Annotated in this window: 16 protein-coding genes and 1 pseudogene; 1 reads left to right on the forward strand and 16 read right to left on the reverse strand. The window is 70.0% G+C overall.

Annotated elements, in window-relative coordinates; genetic code table 11:
• Positions 1–124 precede the first annotated feature (124 nt).
• From AC061S_RS35800 to AC061S_RS35875, 16 genes and pseudogenes are all read right to left on the reverse strand, one after another.
• On the reverse strand, positions 125–619 hold the full coding sequence (locus AC061S_RS35800) for a hypothetical protein (protein WP_478690054.1): 495 nt from the start codon (positions 617–619) through the stop codon (positions 125–127).
• A gap of 62 nt (positions 620–681) precedes the next feature.
• Positions 682–1,095, reverse strand: a complete 414-nt coding sequence (locus AC061S_RS35805; protein WP_478690055.1) for a hypothetical protein — start codon at positions 1,093–1,095, stop codon at positions 682–684.
• Positions 1,096–1,207: 112 nt separating this feature from the next.
• On the reverse strand, positions 1,208–2,278 hold the full coding sequence (locus AC061S_RS35810; RefSeq protein ID WP_478690056.1) for a SpoIIE family protein phosphatase: 1,071 nt from the start codon (positions 2,276–2,278) through the stop codon (positions 1,208–1,210).
• A 58-nt stretch (positions 2,279–2,336) separates the two neighbouring features.
• A pseudogene (locus AC061S_RS35815) lies at positions 2,337–3,396 on the reverse strand (formylglycine-generating enzyme family protein).
• Positions 3,366–3,719 (reverse strand): SsgA family sporulation/cell division regulator, encoded by a 354-nt coding sequence (locus AC061S_RS35820; protein ID WP_478690057.1) that lies wholly within the window; start codon positions 3,717–3,719, stop codon positions 3,366–3,368. The pseudogene AC061S_RS35815 and the gene AC061S_RS35820 overlap by 31 nt, the downstream one beginning before the upstream one ends.
• A 23-nt stretch (positions 3,720–3,742) precedes the next feature.
• On the reverse strand, positions 3,743–4,573 hold the full coding sequence (locus AC061S_RS35825) for a sugar phosphate isomerase/epimerase family protein (RefSeq protein WP_478690058.1): 831 nt from the start codon (positions 4,571–4,573) through the stop codon (positions 3,743–3,745).
• Positions 4,570–5,715: a dihydrodipicolinate synthase family protein gene (locus AC061S_RS35830; RefSeq protein WP_478690059.1), complete on the reverse strand. Its 1,146-nt coding sequence runs from the start codon at positions 5,713–5,715 to the stop codon at positions 4,570–4,572. The genes AC061S_RS35825 and AC061S_RS35830 overlap by 4 nt, the downstream gene beginning before the upstream one ends.
• Positions 5,715–6,866 (reverse strand): Gfo/Idh/MocA family protein, encoded by a 1,152-nt coding sequence (locus tag AC061S_RS35835; protein WP_478690060.1) that lies wholly within the window; start codon positions 6,864–6,866, stop codon positions 5,715–5,717. The genes AC061S_RS35830 and AC061S_RS35835 overlap by 1 nt, the downstream gene beginning before the upstream one ends.
• Before the next feature lie 89 nt (positions 6,867–6,955).
• Positions 6,956–7,891: an ROK family protein gene (locus AC061S_RS35840; protein WP_478690061.1), complete on the reverse strand. Its 936-nt coding sequence runs from the start codon at positions 7,889–7,891 to the stop codon at positions 6,956–6,958.
• Between the two features lie 134 nt (positions 7,892–8,025).
• Positions 8,026–8,877 (reverse strand): heparin lyase I family protein, encoded by an 852-nt coding sequence (locus AC061S_RS35845; RefSeq protein WP_478690062.1) that lies wholly within the window; start codon positions 8,875–8,877, stop codon positions 8,026–8,028.
• 2 nt (positions 8,878–8,879) lie between these two features.
• Complete coding sequence (locus AC061S_RS35850) at positions 8,880–10,898, reverse strand: outer membrane protein assembly factor BamB family protein (RefSeq protein ID WP_478690063.1); 2,019 nt, start codon at positions 10,896–10,898, stop codon at positions 8,880–8,882.
• A gap of 116 nt (positions 10,899–11,014) precedes the next feature.
• Positions 11,015–12,028 carry a hydroxyacid dehydrogenase gene (locus tag AC061S_RS35855; RefSeq protein WP_478690064.1) on the reverse strand — a complete coding sequence of 338 codons (1,014 nt, stop codon included), beginning with the start codon at positions 12,026–12,028 and terminating at the stop codon, positions 11,015–11,017.
• Between the two features lie 24 nt (positions 12,029–12,052).
• Positions 12,053–12,949: a carbohydrate ABC transporter permease gene (locus AC061S_RS35860; protein ID WP_478690065.1), complete on the reverse strand. Its 897-nt coding sequence runs from the start codon at positions 12,947–12,949 to the stop codon at positions 12,053–12,055.
• A gap of 50 nt (positions 12,950–12,999) precedes the next feature.
• Positions 13,000–13,896, reverse strand: a complete 897-nt coding sequence (locus tag AC061S_RS35865) for a carbohydrate ABC transporter permease (protein ID WP_478690066.1) — start codon at positions 13,894–13,896, stop codon at positions 13,000–13,002.
• 111 nt (positions 13,897–14,007) lie between these two features.
• Positions 14,008–15,318 carry an ABC transporter substrate-binding protein gene (locus AC061S_RS35870; RefSeq protein WP_478690067.1) on the reverse strand — a complete coding sequence of 437 codons (1,311 nt, stop codon included), beginning with the start codon at positions 15,316–15,318 and terminating at the stop codon, positions 14,008–14,010.
• A 135-nt stretch (positions 15,319–15,453) separates the two neighbouring features.
• Positions 15,454–16,542, reverse strand: coding sequence for a LacI family DNA-binding transcriptional regulator (locus AC061S_RS35875; protein WP_478690068.1), 1,089 nt, complete (start codon positions 16,540–16,542; stop codon positions 15,454–15,456).
• A 155-nt stretch (positions 16,543–16,697) separates the two neighbouring features.
• Between AC061S_RS35875 and AC061S_RS35880 the strand changes: the two genes are divergently transcribed.
• Entirely contained in the window at positions 16,698–16,847 is a 150-nt protein-coding gene (locus tag AC061S_RS35880; RefSeq protein WP_478690069.1) for a hypothetical protein, read from the forward strand.
• Positions 16,848–17,042 lie beyond the last annotated feature (195 nt).

Consider the following 17,042-nt stretch of genomic DNA (forward strand, 5'->3'; position numbering starts at 1 on the left):
TAGTCGCTGAGGACCTCGGCGACCATACGGACCGCTCGTTTACGCAATTCAGCGGGATAGGAGGAGGGGCGTGCCATGACTCGATCCTTTCATGGAATCGAGTCTCTACCGAACCCGGAACGGTTCACTTGGCCTTGTCGTTCAGGTTCAGCTTCTTCCAGTTCTTCTTCGGGTCGACGAGGGTCTCCATGGTGACGCCCTGGACGCCGTTCAGCTTCGGTTTGAACGCCCGGTGGGAACCCTCGTTCGGCCGACTGGTGTCGAAGGTCAGGAAGTCGCGGCGCTTCTTGTAGAAGTTGTCGCAGCCGCCGTCCGACAGCAGGGCGAGCGGATACTCCTTGTCCTTGGCGATGGCCGATCGGCCGAACTGGTCCGCCGGGGTGCCCTTGAGCTTGAGCCTGCCCGAGGACTCCTTCCTGATGACCACGACATCGCCGTCCTTGTGGTCCTTGTTGTAGTCCTCGTACTCGTAGAGACAGAACGCGCCCCACGGACAAGCCCCGACGCCGCTGCGGTCGGCCCACTTCTCGATCTTGTTCTCGTCTGCCGCCTGGGCGCCGGTCGGAGCCATCGCCGCGAGGGCCAGGGTCGCAGCGGCCAGTGCAATGATCTTTCGCATACCCGGCCAACGACTGCGGGCAGGGTAGGTCACCGGAAGCCCCTTCAGGGAGTTCCGATGACCTACGGCTTTGCAGCCACGGCGCGGTACGGGCTCTGTGAGCAGACCGACAGGGCCTCGCTGCGCGCCAGCTCGAAAGCGTCCACGACCGCGGACCTGCGCCTGATACGGACGAACGCGGCGATGGACGCGCTGCGGCCCGAGGGCGCCGGGAACGACTGGCTGTGCCACCTGCCGCAAGCGACGGCGGCGGGATCGGCGAGGGCGATCTTCGCCTCCGTGCTGGAGGAGGCGTCCGCGTACGGCAGGCTCCCCCACCCACCGGAACGGCGACGCCTGGGGGGAGCCTCGGGAGCGGGCGGCAACTCAGCTTGGCCGTCGCGGTTGGGCACTGCCAGGCGCGTACGCAGGCCTGCGTTCTCGGCACGGGGCGCGGCGAGTTCGGTGTGCAGCCCGGCGTTCACCTCGGGCGCCACGTCGAGCCACTTGCGAAGCTCGGCGGCCGGCGAGCGCGGCCACTACTCACCCATAGGTGAGCCGTCCGTCGGTCCTCCCGGTGTCGTCGCGCTGGGCGGAGCTGCCTGGCGGTCAGTACGCTGCCAGCCTGTCTCGGGGAAGTTCCTGTTCGGTCCAGATCGTCTTGCCGCGCTGGCCGTAGCGGCTTCCCCAGCGGCTGGTCAGCTGGGCGATCAGGAAGAGGCCGCGGCCGCCTTCGTCGGTGTCGTGCGCGCGGCGCAGCCGGGGCTGCGTGTTGCTCGGATCGGACACCTCGCAGACCAGGACCCGGTCACGGATGAGCCGCAGCACGATCGGCCCGCCGGCGTACCGGACAGCGTTCGTGACCAGCTCGCTGCCGATGAGCTCGGTGGCGAACATCTGCTCCTCCAGACCCCAGGCCGTGAGCTGGGCGGTCGCGTCCGCGCGGGCGTCATGGACGGCGGCAGGGTCGGCGGGATACTCCCAGACGGCCATGTACTCACTGCCGACGGCCCGGGTCCGGGCGAGCAGCAAGCTGATGTCGTCCTCCGGCCGCTCGGCCGCGGGGTGGCGGCCGATGACCGTGGCGGCGATCTCGTCCAGCGGGCGACCAGGCGTGCAGGTCTCGACGAGGTCGGCGTGCAGCCGCGCCATTCCGGCCTCAAGGTCACGGCCGGGGAGACCGTCGGTGTAGAACGCGAGAATGCTGCCGGGCGGCAGGGTGACACTGCATACCTCGAAGGGGTTGTCGCCGACCCCGAGAGGCGGTCCGGGGACGAGGTCGGGGAAGGCGGCCGTCCCGTCCGGCAGGACGATCACGGGCGGGGGGTGTCCGGCGCCCGCCATCCAGCAGACCCGGGAGACGGGGTCGTAGACGGCGAACAGACAGGAGGCGCCGACGGTGTCCGGGACGTCCGCCTCCGCTTCCATGCGCCGCACGAGGTCATCGAGCAGGCGGGCGAGGTGCGGTCGACCCGCGCCGGCGGAACGGGCTGGTGACGGCGTATGGGGGCCGAGCAGGCCGCAGGCGGCCTTTCCGGTGACCTCGTCCGCCGACCAGCCCAACAGTTCGCAGGCGGATCGGGACCACCAGACGATCGTGCCCCGCTCGTCGAGAAGCGCGGCTGCGACGGCGTCCAGCGTGCCGGTCGGGCCACCGATGCCGTCGGCGGAAGGTCTCACCGTTGCTCCCTGGTGCCGGGCCGGGCCGGGCCGGGTTCCGATATCCGTTTTTCCCCCGTCATGGCTGCCTCCGCCTGGCGGGCCATCCCCGCGGGGGCATGGGCGGTGCTCCGCCTTCCGCGAGTGGACCGGGGCGAGGAGCCGCATCGACGGCGCGTCCGCCTCGGTAGGTGTCCGCGACACAGCGGAATCCGATGTTCCCGGCGCTGGTGTGCGGGGTGCGGGAGCCACGGGCGGCTACGCGGCACCGGAAGCCGTGGCTCTCGTGGCAGAGATAGGACGCCCCGCATCACTTTCCGCCCCGTGCGCTCCGGTCCGAGCGGGTCTGTGCACGGGCCGCGCCAGGTGCGGTGGAACCAGTCGGCGCACCACTCCCAGACGTTGCCGCAGGTGTTGTACAGGCCGTAGGCGTTGGGTTCGAAGGCGTCCGCCGGAGCGGTGCCGAGGTAGCCGTCCGCGCCGGTGTCCCGGTTCGGGAAATCGCCCTGCCAGATGTTCATCCGGTGGACCCCGCCCGGCTCTCGCTCATCGCCCCAGGGGTAGCGCGTCTGCACCAGACCGCCTCGGGCGGCGTACTCCCACTCGGCTTCGGTGGGCAGGCGCTTGCCCGCCCACTTCGCGTAGGCGTGGGTGCGCCAGGTGACGTGCACGACCGGGTGGTTCATCCGGTCGGAGACGTCCGTGCCGGGGCCTTGCGGATGGCGCCAGTTCGCCCCCGGCACGACCCGCCACCACGGTGTGCCAGGCACGGCGCGGGGACCGGGTGCGTCGTCGGGCAGCAGCCCGGCGAACACGAGCGAGGTGCCGAACCGCTCGGCCAGGGTCACCCACCCCGTGGCCCTGACGAACGCGGCGAACGCCGCGTTCGTCACAGTCGTGGTGTCCATCCAGAACGGGGAGAGTCGGATCTCGCGCACCGGGCCCTCACCGTCGGCGACGTATCGGTCCACCTCATCCGTGCCCATCAGGAACGCCCCACCGTCCAGACGCACCATCCCGGCGTGGCCGGCCTGTCCCGCCGGGAGGGTGCTGTCGACAGGCCACAGGACCGGTGCGGCGGGCGCCGGCGACGGCGCCCCGCCGTGGCTCACAGAACAGCACCTCGGAGAATCGAGCATGGAGGGATGACGGGGCCGGCCAGGCCTTCGAGGCGCGCGGATCCCTCGGCGCCCTCCAGGTCGAGGCTGAAACCGGGGTTCTGGATGGTCCTGATGGGGGTGATCTTCACGAAGCCGTGTCCGGCGGGGGCCCACATGCCCTGTGCCAGCAGTTCGCGGGAGAACGTCCACTGGACCACCTCGTCCGGCGAGACGTCGAAGGTGAACTGGACGGCGTAGGGGTCGTCGCTCAGGTAGTAGAGCCTCGCGGATACGGGGAACCTCACGTCGCGGTAGCCCACGGCCGTCATACGGATCTTCGTTCCCAGGCTGTGCGAGCCCATGGATGATTCCTGTTCTTCGACCCTCATAGGCCGGCCACATGGGCCAGGTGGCGTTCGGCCACGGTCTTCAGAGTCTGCTCCCCCGGGGTGTCCCAGATCCTTTCGTTGAAGATCTCGACCTCGATCCAGCCGGTGTAACCGGCGGCGGCGACCTGATCGGTCAGGGTGCGGAAGTCGATGTGTCCGTCGCCGACGTGGCCCCGTCCGAGCAGGGCGTCGGCGGGCAGCGGCAGGGTCCAGTCGCAGACTTGGTAGGAGGCGATCCGCGGTCCGGCGCGCTCGATCTGGCGCGTCAGGTCCGGGTCCCACCAGACGTGGTAGCTGTCGACGACGACGCCCACCTGCTCCACGGGGTGCTGCTCTGCGATGTCCAGCGCCTGGCCCAGGGTGGAGACGACCGCCCGGTCCGCGCAGAACATGGGGTGCAGGGGTTCGATCGCCATACGGACCCCCGCGTCGCCCGCGTGCGGGGCGAGTTCGGCGATCAGGTCGGCCACGCGGGCGCGGGCGCCGGCCAGGTCGCGTGATCCCTCGGGCAGGCCGCCGACCACCATCACGAGCGTGTCGGTGCCGAGTTCGGCGGCCTCCTCCAGAGCTCGGAAGTTCTCTACCAGAGCCGCCCGGTGCGCGTCGGGCCCGTCGACGGTGAGGAAACCACCGCGGCACAGGCTGCTGACGGAGAGGCCGGCGTCGCGGACCAGTTTCGCCGCCTCGGTGAGTCCCGTTTCGGCGACCTTGTCCCGCCACAGGCCGATCGCCGGGATGCCGGCGTCCACGCAGCCCTGGACGGCCTCGGGAAGGCTCCACCGCTTGGTGGTGATCTGGTTCAGCGACAGGCGTTCCAGGCCGCTCATGCGTCCACCCCCGCGACGTGCAGGAACTGCCGCATCCGGTGTGCGGCGAGCTCCGGGTCGGGAAGGATGCCGGCCGCGTCGGCGAGCCGGAACAGCTCGGTCAGGTGGGGGACGGAGCGTCCGCTCTGGGCACCGGCCACCATGGTGAAGTGACTCTGGTGGCCGGCCAGCCAGGCGAGGAAGACCACGCCCGTCTTGTAGTGGTACGTCGGCGCGGCGAACAGGTGCCGGGCCAGCGGCAGGGTGGGCTCCATCAGCGCGTCGTACCGCGCGGTGTCGCCCACGTCCAGGGCGCGCAGCGCGGCGGACGCTACGGCCGCGATGGGGTCGAAGACGCCCAGCAGGGCGTCACTGTGGCCGGCCTCGTCGCCGCGGATCAGGTCGGGATAGTTGAAGTCGTCGCCTGTGTACAGGCGTACGCCGTCCGGCAGGGCGCGCCGCAGCGCGATCTCCCGGTCGGCGTCCAGGAGGGACACCTTGATGCCGTCGACGCGCGGTGCGTGCTCCCGGATCAGGTCGAGCACCGTGTCGGTCGCGTCGTCCAGGTTCGCGCCGCCCCAGTAGCCGGCCAGCGCGGGGTCGAACATCTCGCCCAGCCAGTGCAGGATCACCGGCTGCGAAGCGGTGTCGATGACCTCGCCGTACACGTGGAGGTAGTCCTCGGGGCCCTTGGCCACCGCGGCCAGTGCGCGGCTCGCCATCAGGATCGGCCGGGCCCCGGCCTCCTCGACCACGGCCAGCTGTTGCTGGTAGGCGTCGATGACGGCGGGCACTGAGAGGGTCCCGGTGAGCTGGTCCGTGCCGACGCCGCAGGCCAGGCGTCCGCCCACGGCGCGGGCTTCCGCTCCGGACCTCGTGATGAGTTCACGGGTGGCGGTCCAGTCGAGGCCCATGCCGCGCTGGGCGGTGTCCATGGCGTCGGCGACGCCCAGGCCGAGGGACCACAGGTGCCGTCGGAAGGCGAGAGTGGTGTCCCAGTCGACCGCTGCCGGCGCGCCGGGGCTGTTCTCCCTCAGAGGGTCGGCGACGACATGGGCGGCGGCGTACACGACCCGGGAGGCGATCGGGCGGTCTGGCGCCTCGAAGGCAACGGGGGTGCGGAGGCGGTGGAGGCCGCCGGGGAGACGCAGTTCGAGTGCCATCAGATCTCCAGCGCGGGGACGTCGAGACGGCGGCCTTCGCGGGCGGAGCGCAGGCCGAGTTCGGCGAGCTGGACGCCCTTGGCGCCTTCCAGCAGGTCCCAGTGATACTCGGAGCCGGTCACGACGTGCTTGAGGAAGAGCTCCCACTGGATCTTGAAGCCGTTGTCGAACTCACTGTTGTCCGGGACCTGCTGCCACTGGTCGCGGAACGACTCGGTCACCGGCAGGTCGGGGTTCCATACGGGCTTCGGCGTCAGGGAGCGGTGCTGGACACGGCAGTTGCGCAGACCGGCCACGGCGCTGCCCTCGGTGCCGTCCACCTGGAACTCGACCAGTTCGTCGCGGTCGACCCGTACGGCCCAGGAGGAGTTGATCTGGGCCGTGATGCCGCCCTCCAGCTCGAAGACGCCGTAGGCGGCGTCGTCCGCGGTCGCCGCGTAGCCGCGGCCTTGCTCGTCGACCCGCTCGGGGATGTGGGTCGCGGTGTGCGCGTACACGGAGCGGACCTCGCCGAACAGGCCGTCGAGCACGTACCGCCAGTGCGGGAACATGTCGAGGATCATGCCGCCGCCGTCCTCGGCCCGGTAGTTCCATGACGGTCGCTGGGCGGTCTGCCAGTCGCCCTCGAAGACCCAGTAGCCGAACTCGCCCCGTACGGAGAGGATCCGCCCGAAGAAGCCGCTGTCGATGAGGCGCTTGAGCTTCAGCAGACCGGGCAGGAACAGCTTGTCCTGCACGGCGCCGTTGCACACGCCCGCCTCGCGTGCCAGCCGGGCCAGTTCCAGTGCGGCGTCGAGGGATTCGGCGGTCGGCTTCTCGGTGTAGATGTGCTTGCCGGCCGCGATCGCGGTACGCATCGCCTTCTCCCGCGCCGGGGTGACCTGGGCGTCGAAGTAGATCTCGGCGAGCGGATGGGCCAGGGCCTTGTCCAGGTCCATGGTCCAGTGCTCCAGGCCGTGCCGGTCGGCCAGTTCCTTCAGCTTGCGGTCACTGCGGCCGACGAGGATCGGCTCGGGCCAGATGACGGTGCCGTCGTCCAGGGGCAGACCGCCCTGTTCGCGGATGGCCAGCACGGAGCGGACCAGGTGCTGGCGGTAGCCCATGCGGCCCGTGACGCCGTTCATCACGATGCCTATGACTTTGCGGGTCATTCTCATGTCTCCTTCTGATATTCGGTACGTGGAGGCACTGTCCTCTGTACGAGAACGGGGGGGCCGCAGGCGGACAGCACCGATGGCCGTCAAACGACGGCTGATCCCCTGGTCAGGAGATCCCGGGCCAGGAGCCCCGCGCCCAGACATCCGGCGGCATCGCCGAGGGCCGCCGGGACGATCGCGGGCAGCATCTGGAACGTGACACGTTCCGCCACTGCCGCCCGCAGGGGTGTGAACAGGGTGTCGCCGGCCTCGGCGAGGCCGCCGCCGATGATCAATGTGCGGGGATCCAGGACCGTGAGCGCGGTGACCAGGCCGTCGGCGAGGGCGGCGACCGCCGCCCGCCACACCCCGGACGCGGCCTCGCCGCCCGCCTCGACGGCCCGGGCGCAGTCGGCGGCGTCGGCAGCGGGGTCGCCGCTCGCGGTGGCCCAAGCACGACCGACCGCGGCGGCGGAGGCCAGCGCCTCCAGGCAGCCGCGCCCGCCGCAACCGCACACGGGGCCGCCGGGGCGTACGACGATGTGGCCGATCTCGCCGGCGCAGCCGTGGGCACCGGGCTCGATGCCGTCGTCGATGCCGATGGCACCGGCGATGCCGGTGCCGAGCGACACGAACAGGAACCGGCCGGTCCCGCGGCCGGCCCCGATCCGGCCCTCGGCGAGGCCGCCGGTGCGGACGTCGTGCCCGAGCGCGACGGGGATCCCGCCGAGCCTGCGACTCAGCAGCTCCCGCATCGGGACGTCGCGCCAGCCGAGGTTGGCAGCGTGGACGGCGATGCCCTGCTCCGCGGCGACGACGCCGGGCACGGCGACGCCCGCGGCCGCCGCGGCCGCGCCGAAGTGCTTGCGCCCGTGGGCACGCAGCTCCTCCGCGAACCCGAGGATCGACTCCACGACGGCGTCGGGCCCGCGCTCGCGCCCGGTGGCCCGCCGGGCCTCGTACAACAGCGCCCCGTCGAGCCCGACCAGAGCCGCTTTCATTCCGGTACCGCCCACATCGAGGGCGATGACATGTCTCATTGGGAACACTCTCACGCGTGACACATAGGTTCAGCCCACTGGTACGACCTGGGCGAAAGCCGTCGGGGAGCGCCCCGGCCGCCGGCCGGCGACGACTGGCAGCGGGGCACCGCCCCTTCAGGGACGGTCAGGACTCATCCCTGGGAGAGATCCAGGACGCGGATGTCGTCGTGATGGACGACGCGCGTCGGTACGTCTCCCTTCCCGAGCGTCTGGTCGGGCCGGTAGAGGCCCCACTTGAGATAGCCGAACTCCGCCGGGTTCACGGGGTGGAAGGTCTTCACGTTCGCGTACGTCTGCCGCAGCGTGTAATCCGATTCGCCGGGCATCTTGGTGGAGACCTTGTAGTAGCCGGTGCTGTCGTCCGTCCAGCTCACGTCCACGCGGAAATGCATCCACTTACCGAGGTGCGGGCGGAAGTCGTCGACCACGGTGGACTGGAGGTTGAGGGTCGGCGACCGGAAGGCCATGCTGTTCCGCTTGGTCATGATGTAGAAGGACGGCAGGTTTCCGCCGGCGTGCTTCCCCTGGAAGATGATGTCGCCGGTTTCCGAGTCGCCGGGTTCGTAGGTCTTCCAGTCCTTCAGCAGAACGCTGAATTCGTACCGCTGCTTGTCGCCCACGACGAACTTGCCCTCGTGGACGTCGTTCGTGGCGCTCTCGCTGCGCGGGGCTCCGTCGGAGACGTAACCGGGGTCGCCCAGGGTCACCTTGTGCGCGACGGCGTGGTCGGCCCCCGATGGGACGACGTACGACGCGTCGGCCGCGGTCGCATGCGTCGTCGTCAGGGTCGGAATGCCGGAATTCAGCTGGCCGTTCGCGTATTCGATGTCCAGCAGGGTCTCGGAGGTGCTACTGCTGCTGCACGAGGCCTCCGAAGCGCGGCTCCCGCTGTCCTGCCCCGCCTGCGCGGTGGCCACGCCTGCGAGGGTGAGCGCCCCCGCCGCCGCCACGGCGATGACGGACCTCTTCGTCGACTTCTTCATGGTCAGCTCACCGGCCTGTCGTCGATACGGACGAGGTTGTGGCCGCGCATCGTATAGAGCAGGCCGCGGCTGTCGGCGTTGACGTGCGGACCGCTGTACCAGGCGCCGTTGATCTCGGGGACGACGGTGCTGACGGCGAACGTCTTGGGGTCGAAGCGGAAGAGGGTGGTGTCGGAGACGCCGTAGACGATGCCTCGGCTGGTGACCATGGCCGCGAAGCCAGGGCAGAGGGCACGGTGGTCGGCGGTGTGGATCACCCGGCGGATCGGGACGTCGACGACGAAGAAGCCGCCCTTCCGCGTGAGTCCGTACAGGTGCTTGCCGTGCACGGCCAGCGCGGCCACTCCCGTGGTCAGGGACGCGGGGAGGTCGATGCGCCACAACTCCTTCCCGGCGACCGGGTCGTAGGCGACGAGCGTGCCACGAGGCCCCTGCGTGGTGGGGTTGTCGCCGCCGAGGTACGCGACGCCGTCCCGGGTGGTGACCGCACGCACTATCTGGAGCTTGTCGACCGGGTTGACGTAGACGGCCTTCTTGCCGGTCTTCGGGGAGTACGTCCACAGGGAGCCGCCGCCCTCGGTGTCGGACTGCACGCCGACCAGCAGGAGCTCGTTGACCGCGTCGTAGCAGACGTCGAGCGGGCGGTTCTGTTCGCTCGGGAATGCCGCCAGCTGGCGGGGCTGCTGGTCGCGCGTGGGGTCGTATGTCCACATGCCCTGCGAGCTGTACTGGCCGGTGTAGAGCACCCCGTTCAGCACCTCGGCGTCCTTCGCCTCGCCGGGCGCCCGGAGGTTGGCCACCTTGCCGTTGCGCAGGTCGTGGCGTGCGATGCCGTTGTTGCCGCCGACGTAGACGTACCGGTGGTCGGCGGCGATTCCCATCGTGGTCTGCGGACTGACGGGTGCGCCCGCCTGGCCGAGGTCGGTGACGACGGACGTACCGGCGGCCATGTCGATCTCCGCGACGAAGCCGTATCCCGAGGCGGCGGTGAGTGTGCCCTCCGCATGGTCCAGGCCCCAGATCTCGCCGAGGTCGCCGTCGAACGTGACGGGGGCGACAGCCTTGGTCGCCGTCGAGTAGGAGTACAGACCGGCCTCGGTGGCGAAGTAGATCAGGTCACCGTTCGCCGTCAGGTTCTTGACCACTTTGCCGCTGGTGGGCGTCACGGTGTACGAGGAGAGGTCGGCCAGGTCCATGACGGCGAGCTTGGCGGGCTCGGTCGATCCCGAGGTGCTGACGACGAGGCGGTCGCCGAAGACCGCGAGGTCGCGCAGGCTGGGGTCCTTCTCCATCTCCGGCGGTGTGACGTTGCTGAACGTGCCGGCCGCCCGGTCGTACGCGTACAGCGACGCCTTGCTCGCCCCGTCTCCGCCCGAAAGGACGCTGCCGGCGCCGAAGAAGACGGTCGTGTCCGTGGCGGCGACGGCCCTGGCCAAGGTGGCCTTCGGGTCGGGTATGCCGAGCTTGGTCACCGCGCCGGTGGCCGGGGCGTACATCCAGAGCGCGGGCGCCTTCCCGGGTATCCCGCCGACCGCGTACACGGTGCCGTCCGGGGCGACGGCGAGATCGCGGATGTCGCGGTCCTCGGTCCGGCCGACGCCCACGGCGGGCTTGTCCGGGGTGCTCAGGTCCCAGCGGAAGAGGTTCGGCTTGCCCTCGTCGCCCTTGGTCAGGATGCCCGCGTACAGGTACCGGCCGGTGGGATCCGCGGCGAGCGCCTGAATCGAGTGGCCCACGCCGAGGACGGTCTGGGACACCACCTTGCGGGTCGGCAGGTGGAAGGCGATCACCCGGGTCGGTTCGAGGTTGCGGGACCCGATGTAGACGGTGTCACCGACCAGGAGCGCGCTCATGAGCGCGAACTGCTCGATGCCCGGGCCCAGGTCGGTGATGCGCGTGCAGGGTCCGGGGGACGTGGCCTGCGCCGGTGCGGTGAGCAGCGGGGCCGCGGCTGCGGCGAGCCCGATGGCGCCGCCCGCTCTGAGGATCTGACGCCTGCCCATCGACGATGGTTGCTGCATGGGGGGACTCCTTGGGTCGTGCGGGACACAGAGAGAGGGGAATCAGGTGCCGTGGGGGGGTGCTCACGGCAGGGACAGGCCGGCCCCGGGTCGGGGGGAACTCCGGGGCCGGCCGGTCAGGCCGACGTCGCGAGGGCCGCGTGGTGCACGGCGTGGGCGAACGGTTCTCCGGAGCAGTAGCGCTGGACCTCATCGAGGGCGCTGCTGGTGATCCGGTGGAGTTCGCCGCCGAGCGAGCCGGCGATATGGGGGGTGAGGAGGACGTTGGGCAGGGAGTAGAGCGGTGAGGTCGCGGGGAGCACCTCCGGTTCGGTGACGTCGATGACCGCGCGGAGGCGACCGGTCACGGCTTCGGCGGTGAGAGCCTCGGTGTCGACGAGGGACCCGCGTGCCGTGTTGATCAGCGTGGCGCCGTCGCGCATCTGTGACAGCCTGTGCGCGTCCAGCAGATGATGGGTTTCCGGCAGGGCGGGCGCGTGCAGCGAGACGACGTCCGAGCCGGCGACGAGTTCGTCGAGGCCGACGTGCCGGGCACCCAGCTCCGCGGCTTGCGCGGCGTCGACGTGGGGGTCGGCGAGGAGCAGGTCGAGGTCGTAGGGCCGCAGCAGTTCGAGGACCTTGCGGCCCACGAGGGACGCGCCGACCAGGCCCACGGTCCGGCGGTAGTTGCCGAACCCGGGGAAGTGCTGGGACCAGTCGAGGGCGGCTCGGTGGTCGCGGTAGAGGCCGCCGATGTCCAGGATCCGCTTGTTGGCGAAGAGGATCGCGGCGACCGTGTACTCGGCGACAGGCACGGCGTTGGCCGCGGCGGCCGAGGAGACCACCAGTCCGCGGTCCCAACAGCCTTGCGTTACATGATCTTTGACGCTGCCCGCTGCGTGGACGATCGCCTTCAGCGCCGGCGCCCGTGCCAGGACCTCCTCGTCGAGGACGGGGCATCCCCAGGAGGTGATCAGGATCTCCACGTCTTCCAGGGCCGGTTCCTCGGCGAGGTCCTCGGCGACGTGGTCCGGGTCGATGTCGACGTACGCCGTCAGACGCTGGATCTCGGCGGGTGCGAACAGCGCGTCACGGTGCCGTCGGCCCATGGCGAACAGGGCCCGGGGACGGGTGGTCGTGGTGGGGCGCATGGGGGAATTCCTCACGGTGACGGCCTACTTGACGGCGCCGGCGGTCATGCCGGACTTCCAGAACCGCTGGAGCATCAGGAAGACGGCGATGAGCGGGGCCACAGCCACCAGGGAGCCGACGACGGCGAGCAGGTAGTCCTCGGGATGGCCTTGTGTGAGTGCGGACGAGTACCAGACGTACAGGCCGAGATTGACCGGGTAGAGGTCCTGGTCGGAGAGCATCACCAGGGGCAGGAAGAAGCTGTTCCAGATCTGGGTGAACTGGAAGAGGAAGATGGTCACGAAACCGGGCGCGATCATCGGGAACGCGATGCGGCAGAAGGTCCGGAACTCGCTTGCCCCGTCCATCCGCGCCGCTTCCAGAACCTCGTCCGGCACGTAGGACGCGCTGAAGACCCGTGCCAGGTACACGCCGAACGGGAAGACGAGGCCCGGGATGAACACGCCCCAGAACGTGTTCACCAGTCCGGCCTTGGAGGCGAGCAGGTACAGCGGGATCGCCATCGCCGTGCCGGGCACCATCACGCCGAGCAGCACGAGCGAGAACAAGCGCTCCTTGCCGGGAAACGCGAGCTTGTCGAACGCGTAGCCGGCGGCGACGCTGAACACCGATGCCAGGAGAGCCCCCACACCGGCGTACAGCACCGTGTTGATCAGCCAGCGCAGGTAGATTCCGTCGTCGGCGGCGAACAGGTGCCCGAGGTTGTCGGCGAGGTGGGTCTCTTCGCCGAGCGCGAAGCCGTTCGTACCGAACAGGTCCTCGCGGCTCTTGGTGGAGGACAGCAGCAGCCAGGTCAGCGGCAGCAGGGTGTAGAGAGTGGCGAGGCCCAGCAGCGCGGTGACCCCGGCCTTGGACAGCAGAACCGACGGCGGCTTCGCGGCGCGCCGTTGCCGGCGGGGGCGCGGGGCAGGGCCGGTCACAGGCGTCACCTCGGACGCTGGTGCAGCGGGGGGAAGTACGGAGGATGTGGTCACGACGTGCTCCGGCGGCGTGAGAAGCGGGTGACGGCGAACGACAGCACTGCGGCGAACAGGGCGATCAGCAGCGAAGCGGCTGCCGCCAGGCCGAAGTCGTTGTTCTGGAAGGCGGCCGTCTGGACGTACATGTTGGGGGTCCAGCTGCTGCCGATCGCGCTGGAGGCGTTGTAGATGACCTTCGGCTCGGTGAAGAGCTGGATCGATCCGATGACGGTGAACAGCACGGCGAGCGCTATCGCGGGGCGGACCATCGGGACCTTGATGGACAGCGCCGTCCGCACGGCGCCCGCGCCGTCGATCTTCGCCGCCTCCAGCGTCTCGCGGGGCACGGCCTGCAGGGCCGCGTAGAAGATGACCATGTTGTAGCCCATCCACTCCCAGACGGCGATGTTGGCCGCGGAGAACACGGCGTTGTCGACCGACAGGAAGTTGATGTCGATGCCGCCGGATTCGAGGAAGTCGATCACCGGGCTCAGGCCGGGCGTGTAGAGGTACACCCAGATCAGCGCGGCGATCAGCCCCGGCACCGCGTGCGGCAGGAACAGCGCCAGCTGGAAGAAGGACCGCGCCTTGGCCAGACCCGAGTCGAGCAGCAGGGCCAGGACCAGCGATCCGCCGATCATCACGGGGATGTAGATCGCGCAGTACGCGGCGATGACGAGGAACCCGTCGCGGAACGCCTCGTCGGACAGCGCGCGGGCATAGTTCCCCAGCCCCGAGAAGATGCTTTCGGTGCCGCCGAACCCGAGGCCGGAGGTGCGGGTGGTGAACAGGCTCAGCCATGCCGCGTAGAACAGCGGGGCGAGGGTGACGGCCGCGAACAGGCCGAAGAACGGTGTGAGGAGCAGTGCGGCGGTCCGGCGCTGTCCTCGGGCGGATGGGCTTGCCATACCGGCCTTCCTTGGGTGGGGCGGGGGAGAGCGGGTGCGGGAGGGAGCCCGGGGTCCGGCCGGCCCGCCGCACGGGCGGAGCCGACTCTCCGGGCTGCGGGCTCCGGACTCCTACGGGGCGGTGACCGTCAGGCCACGCTGCTTCATCTGCGCGATCGTGGCCCGCTGCGCGGTGGCGAGGACATCGGGCAGGGTCACCGAGCCGTCGGCGACCTTCGGAAGCTGGTCCACGATGGCGGTGTTGGTGGCGCCCATGACCGGGCCCCACGTCCAGCCGGGCCGGATGGCGTCATAGGACTGCGACATGAGGGCGTAGATGTCCTGCCCGCCGAAGTAGTCCGTCTTGAAGGCCGCCTTCGTGACCGGCACGAGCTTCGGATCGGCGGGGAACATGCTGCTGGTGCCGGACGACACCCAGGCCTTCATGCCCTCGGGGTCGGTGGTGATCCACTTGATGAACTCGGCGGCGGCCCCGCTGTTGTCGGACCCCTTCGGGATCACGAAGGACGAACCTCCGTACATGCCCGAGGCCGGCTCTCCGTCCCACGTCGGGACGGGGGCCACGGCCCACTTGCCCTTCTGGTCGGGGACGGTCGCCTGGTGGGCTCCGGCGCACCAGCTCGCGCAGACGTAGGCGACGGTCTGGCCCTTCTGGACGCTCGTCCAGAAGGGGTCCAGCTGGCTCAGCGAGCGGACGAGGTCCTGGCGGGCGAGCTCGCCCCAGTAGGCGGCGACCTTCTTCGACGGGCCGTCGTCGACGGTGACCTTCCAGGCGTCCTTCTCGGCCGAGAACCACTTGCCGCCGGCCTGCCAGGAGAGCGCGCTCAGGAGCCCCGGATTGTCGGTGTACAGGACGCCGCCGCGGGCGGCGGGATCGGCCTTCTTCACCTGCTCGGTCATGTTCCGGTACGCGTCCCACGTCGTGGGAACGTCTATCTTGTGCTGGTCGAAGAAGTCCTTGCGGTACATCATCATCAAGGGCGCCGCGTCACGCGGGACGGCCCAGGTCCTGCCGCCGAGTTCGACCAGCTGCCGCACCGCCTCGGGGAACCGGACCTTCACATCCGGGCCGAGGGCGCCGCTCAGGTCTTCGACCTTTCCCTGTGCCGCGAACTCCGGCAGGTGCGGGTACTCCACCACCGCGACGTCCGGCGCGGTGCCGGCCTTCACGGCGTTGGTGAGCTTGGAGTAGTACTCCTGGCCCGACGGGACCGTCTCGAAGGTCACCTTGATGTCCGGGTGGCTGCTGTTGAAAGCCGCAGCCACCTTGTCGGAACCCTTGACGAAGGACCAGAAGGTGACTTCCCCGGCCTTCTTTCCCGCAGGAGAAGCCACCTGGTCCGCCCCTCCACCGCAGGCGGTGGCGAGCAGGGCGAGAGCTGTGACGGAGCCGGCCAGAACGGCCGTGGATCTGCGAAGCATGATGTGCACCGATCGTTCACGGGGGCGTTGACCGGAATCATTCGCCAGTAAGTGAACTTCGTCAATGCTTCGAGCTTCATTTGATGAAAAACGAAAGCAAGTGATGTGATCTGATGCCGCCCTCCCGTCGCCGCCCTACGCGCGCTTGCCCGGTGCAGGCGGGGCCCCACAGGAGTCCCGTACCCTCAGCTCCGGGCGGAGCAGCAGCTCGGCCAGGGGCGCGGACGGATCGGCGACGCGCCGCCGCATCAGATCGACCGCCCACGCCCCCACGGCCCGCTTGGGCGGTGCCACAGCCGTGAGCGGCACATCGCTCAGCTCGGCGACCTCGTCGTCGTACGTCACGATGGCCAGATCTTCCGGAACGCGCAGGTCACGCGCCTGAAGGAGGCCCACCAGGGTGACGGCATCGAGATCGTTGTGGACCAGGGCGGCCCGCACGTCACCTGCCTCGACCGCCCGAACGAGCTTCTCGAACCACTCGGTCGACGCCGGTCCGCCGGTCGGATCGATGCGGTATTCCGGGCCTTCCGCCAGCCCGAGCGCCTGGCAGGCCGCCACGTAACCCTCGCGGATCAAAGGCGTGTTGGGACTCTCCGCCCTGGCGACCAGGGCGATCCGCTCATGCCCCAGCCCGGCGAGGTGCCGGACCGCCAGGCCCGCGCCACGGGCGTGGTCGGACGCGACCTGTTCCAGACGCCCGGCCTGCGCGCCGGCCCGGCGGTCCACGAGAACGACCGGTATGTCGAGGCCGGCCAGCCATTGCTCGGTCCCCGCGGGCTCGAGTCCGGCGCGCGGCATCAAGAGCAGACCGTCGACACCCGCCGCGACGAGCCGTCGCACCTGCTCCCGGTTGTCCGTCAGCGTCTCACCGGAAACCGCGAGCACGATGCGCACTCCGTGCGTGCGCGCCGCGTCCTGCACTCCTCGGATGATCTCGGGGTAGTAGTAGTCCCCGGGCGGAACGATCAGTCCGAATGCGTCCCCCCGCCGCATCGCCGGCCGGGGGGTGGCTGATCCGGCCGCGTCGGCCGCCTGAGCTGCGGCCGGCGACATGGCACCTCCGTGCACACGGACGACCAGCCCCCGGCCTGCCAGGTCCCGGACGTCCTGGCGCACGGTGACGGCGGAGACCCCGATCTCCTCCGCCACCTCTTTCACCTTGATCGCTCCCCGGCGCTCCACAATGCGCAGAAGCGCCTCACGCCGCTCTTCAGCCAGCACTCACGTGCCCCTCTCATCGCGAGCGAAGCCATTTGCTTTCACTCGACAAGTGAAAGGTATCAACGAAGCCATGGCACGTGCCGGACCTGGGATCGACCTCCCACCGAACCGGTCGCGGCCCGGCGATCAGCCGGAGTGTTCGCAGGCAGCCGCAGGTGCGCCGAGCCGAATCGCGGGGCGACAGGCCAGGGGCGGCGGCGGTCGAGCTCGCCGTCGACGGACTGCTTGCGGGCGGGACCGGGTCGTACGCGCCGCCGAAGATCCGGGTCTCCCAGCACCACGGTCGCCGCCAGGGCGTGCGGTGAGAGCGCCGCCGCTGGCGCCCTCCACGAAATCGGGGCAATACGCACCGTCCTCGGCGAACCGGTCGAGGAGGTACGGCTGCCGTTGCGCGTCACGTGCAGCGCGGGATCGAACGGGCCGCCGGAGGAGCGGGCGGCGACGTGCACGAGGCCACGACGGTGGGACGAGGTGTCCATCGGGACGGTCCGGCGCAGGGG

Source organism: Streptomyces sp. CA189, from assembly GCF_056428985.1.

Coding starts and splice junctions, on each gene's coding strand:
- AC061S_RS35845 (WP_478690062.1), bottom strand. CDS start 8,877: ATGAAGAAGTCGACGAAGAGGTCCGTCATCGCCGTGGCGGCGGCGGGG.
- AC061S_RS35865 (WP_478690066.1), bottom strand. CDS start 13,896: ATGGCAAGCCCATCCGCCCGAGGACAGCGCCGGACCGCCGCACTGCTC.
- AC061S_RS35870 (WP_478690067.1), bottom strand. CDS start 15,318: ATGCTTCGCAGATCCACGGCCGTTCTGGCCGGCTCCGTCACAGCTCTC.
- AC061S_RS35835 (WP_478690060.1), bottom strand. CDS start 6,866: ATGACCCGCAAAGTCATAGGCATCGTGATGAACGGCGTCACGGGCCGC.
- AC061S_RS35820 (WP_478690057.1), bottom strand. CDS start 3,719: ATGGGCTCGCACAGCCTGGGAACGAAGATCCGTATGACGGCCGTGGGC.
- AC061S_RS35840 (WP_478690061.1), bottom strand. CDS start 7,891: ATGAGACATGTCATCGCCCTCGATGTGGGCGGTACCGGAATGAAAGCG.
- AC061S_RS35855 (WP_478690064.1), bottom strand. CDS start 12,028: ATGCGCCCCACCACGACCACCCGTCCCCGGGCCCTGTTCGCCATGGGC.
- AC061S_RS35830 (WP_478690059.1), bottom strand. CDS start 5,715: ATGGCACTCGAACTGCGTCTCCCCGGCGGCCTCCACCGCCTCCGCACC.
- AC061S_RS35825 (WP_478690058.1), bottom strand. CDS start 4,573: ATGAGCGGCCTGGAACGCCTGTCGCTGAACCAGATCACCACCAAGCGG.
- AC061S_RS35850 (WP_478690063.1), bottom strand. CDS start 10,898: ATGCAGCAACCATCGTCGATGGGCAGGCGTCAGATCCTCAGAGCGGGC.
- AC061S_RS35800 (WP_478690054.1), bottom strand. CDS start 619: ATGCGAAAGATCATTGCACTGGCCGCTGCGACCCTGGCCCTCGCGGCG.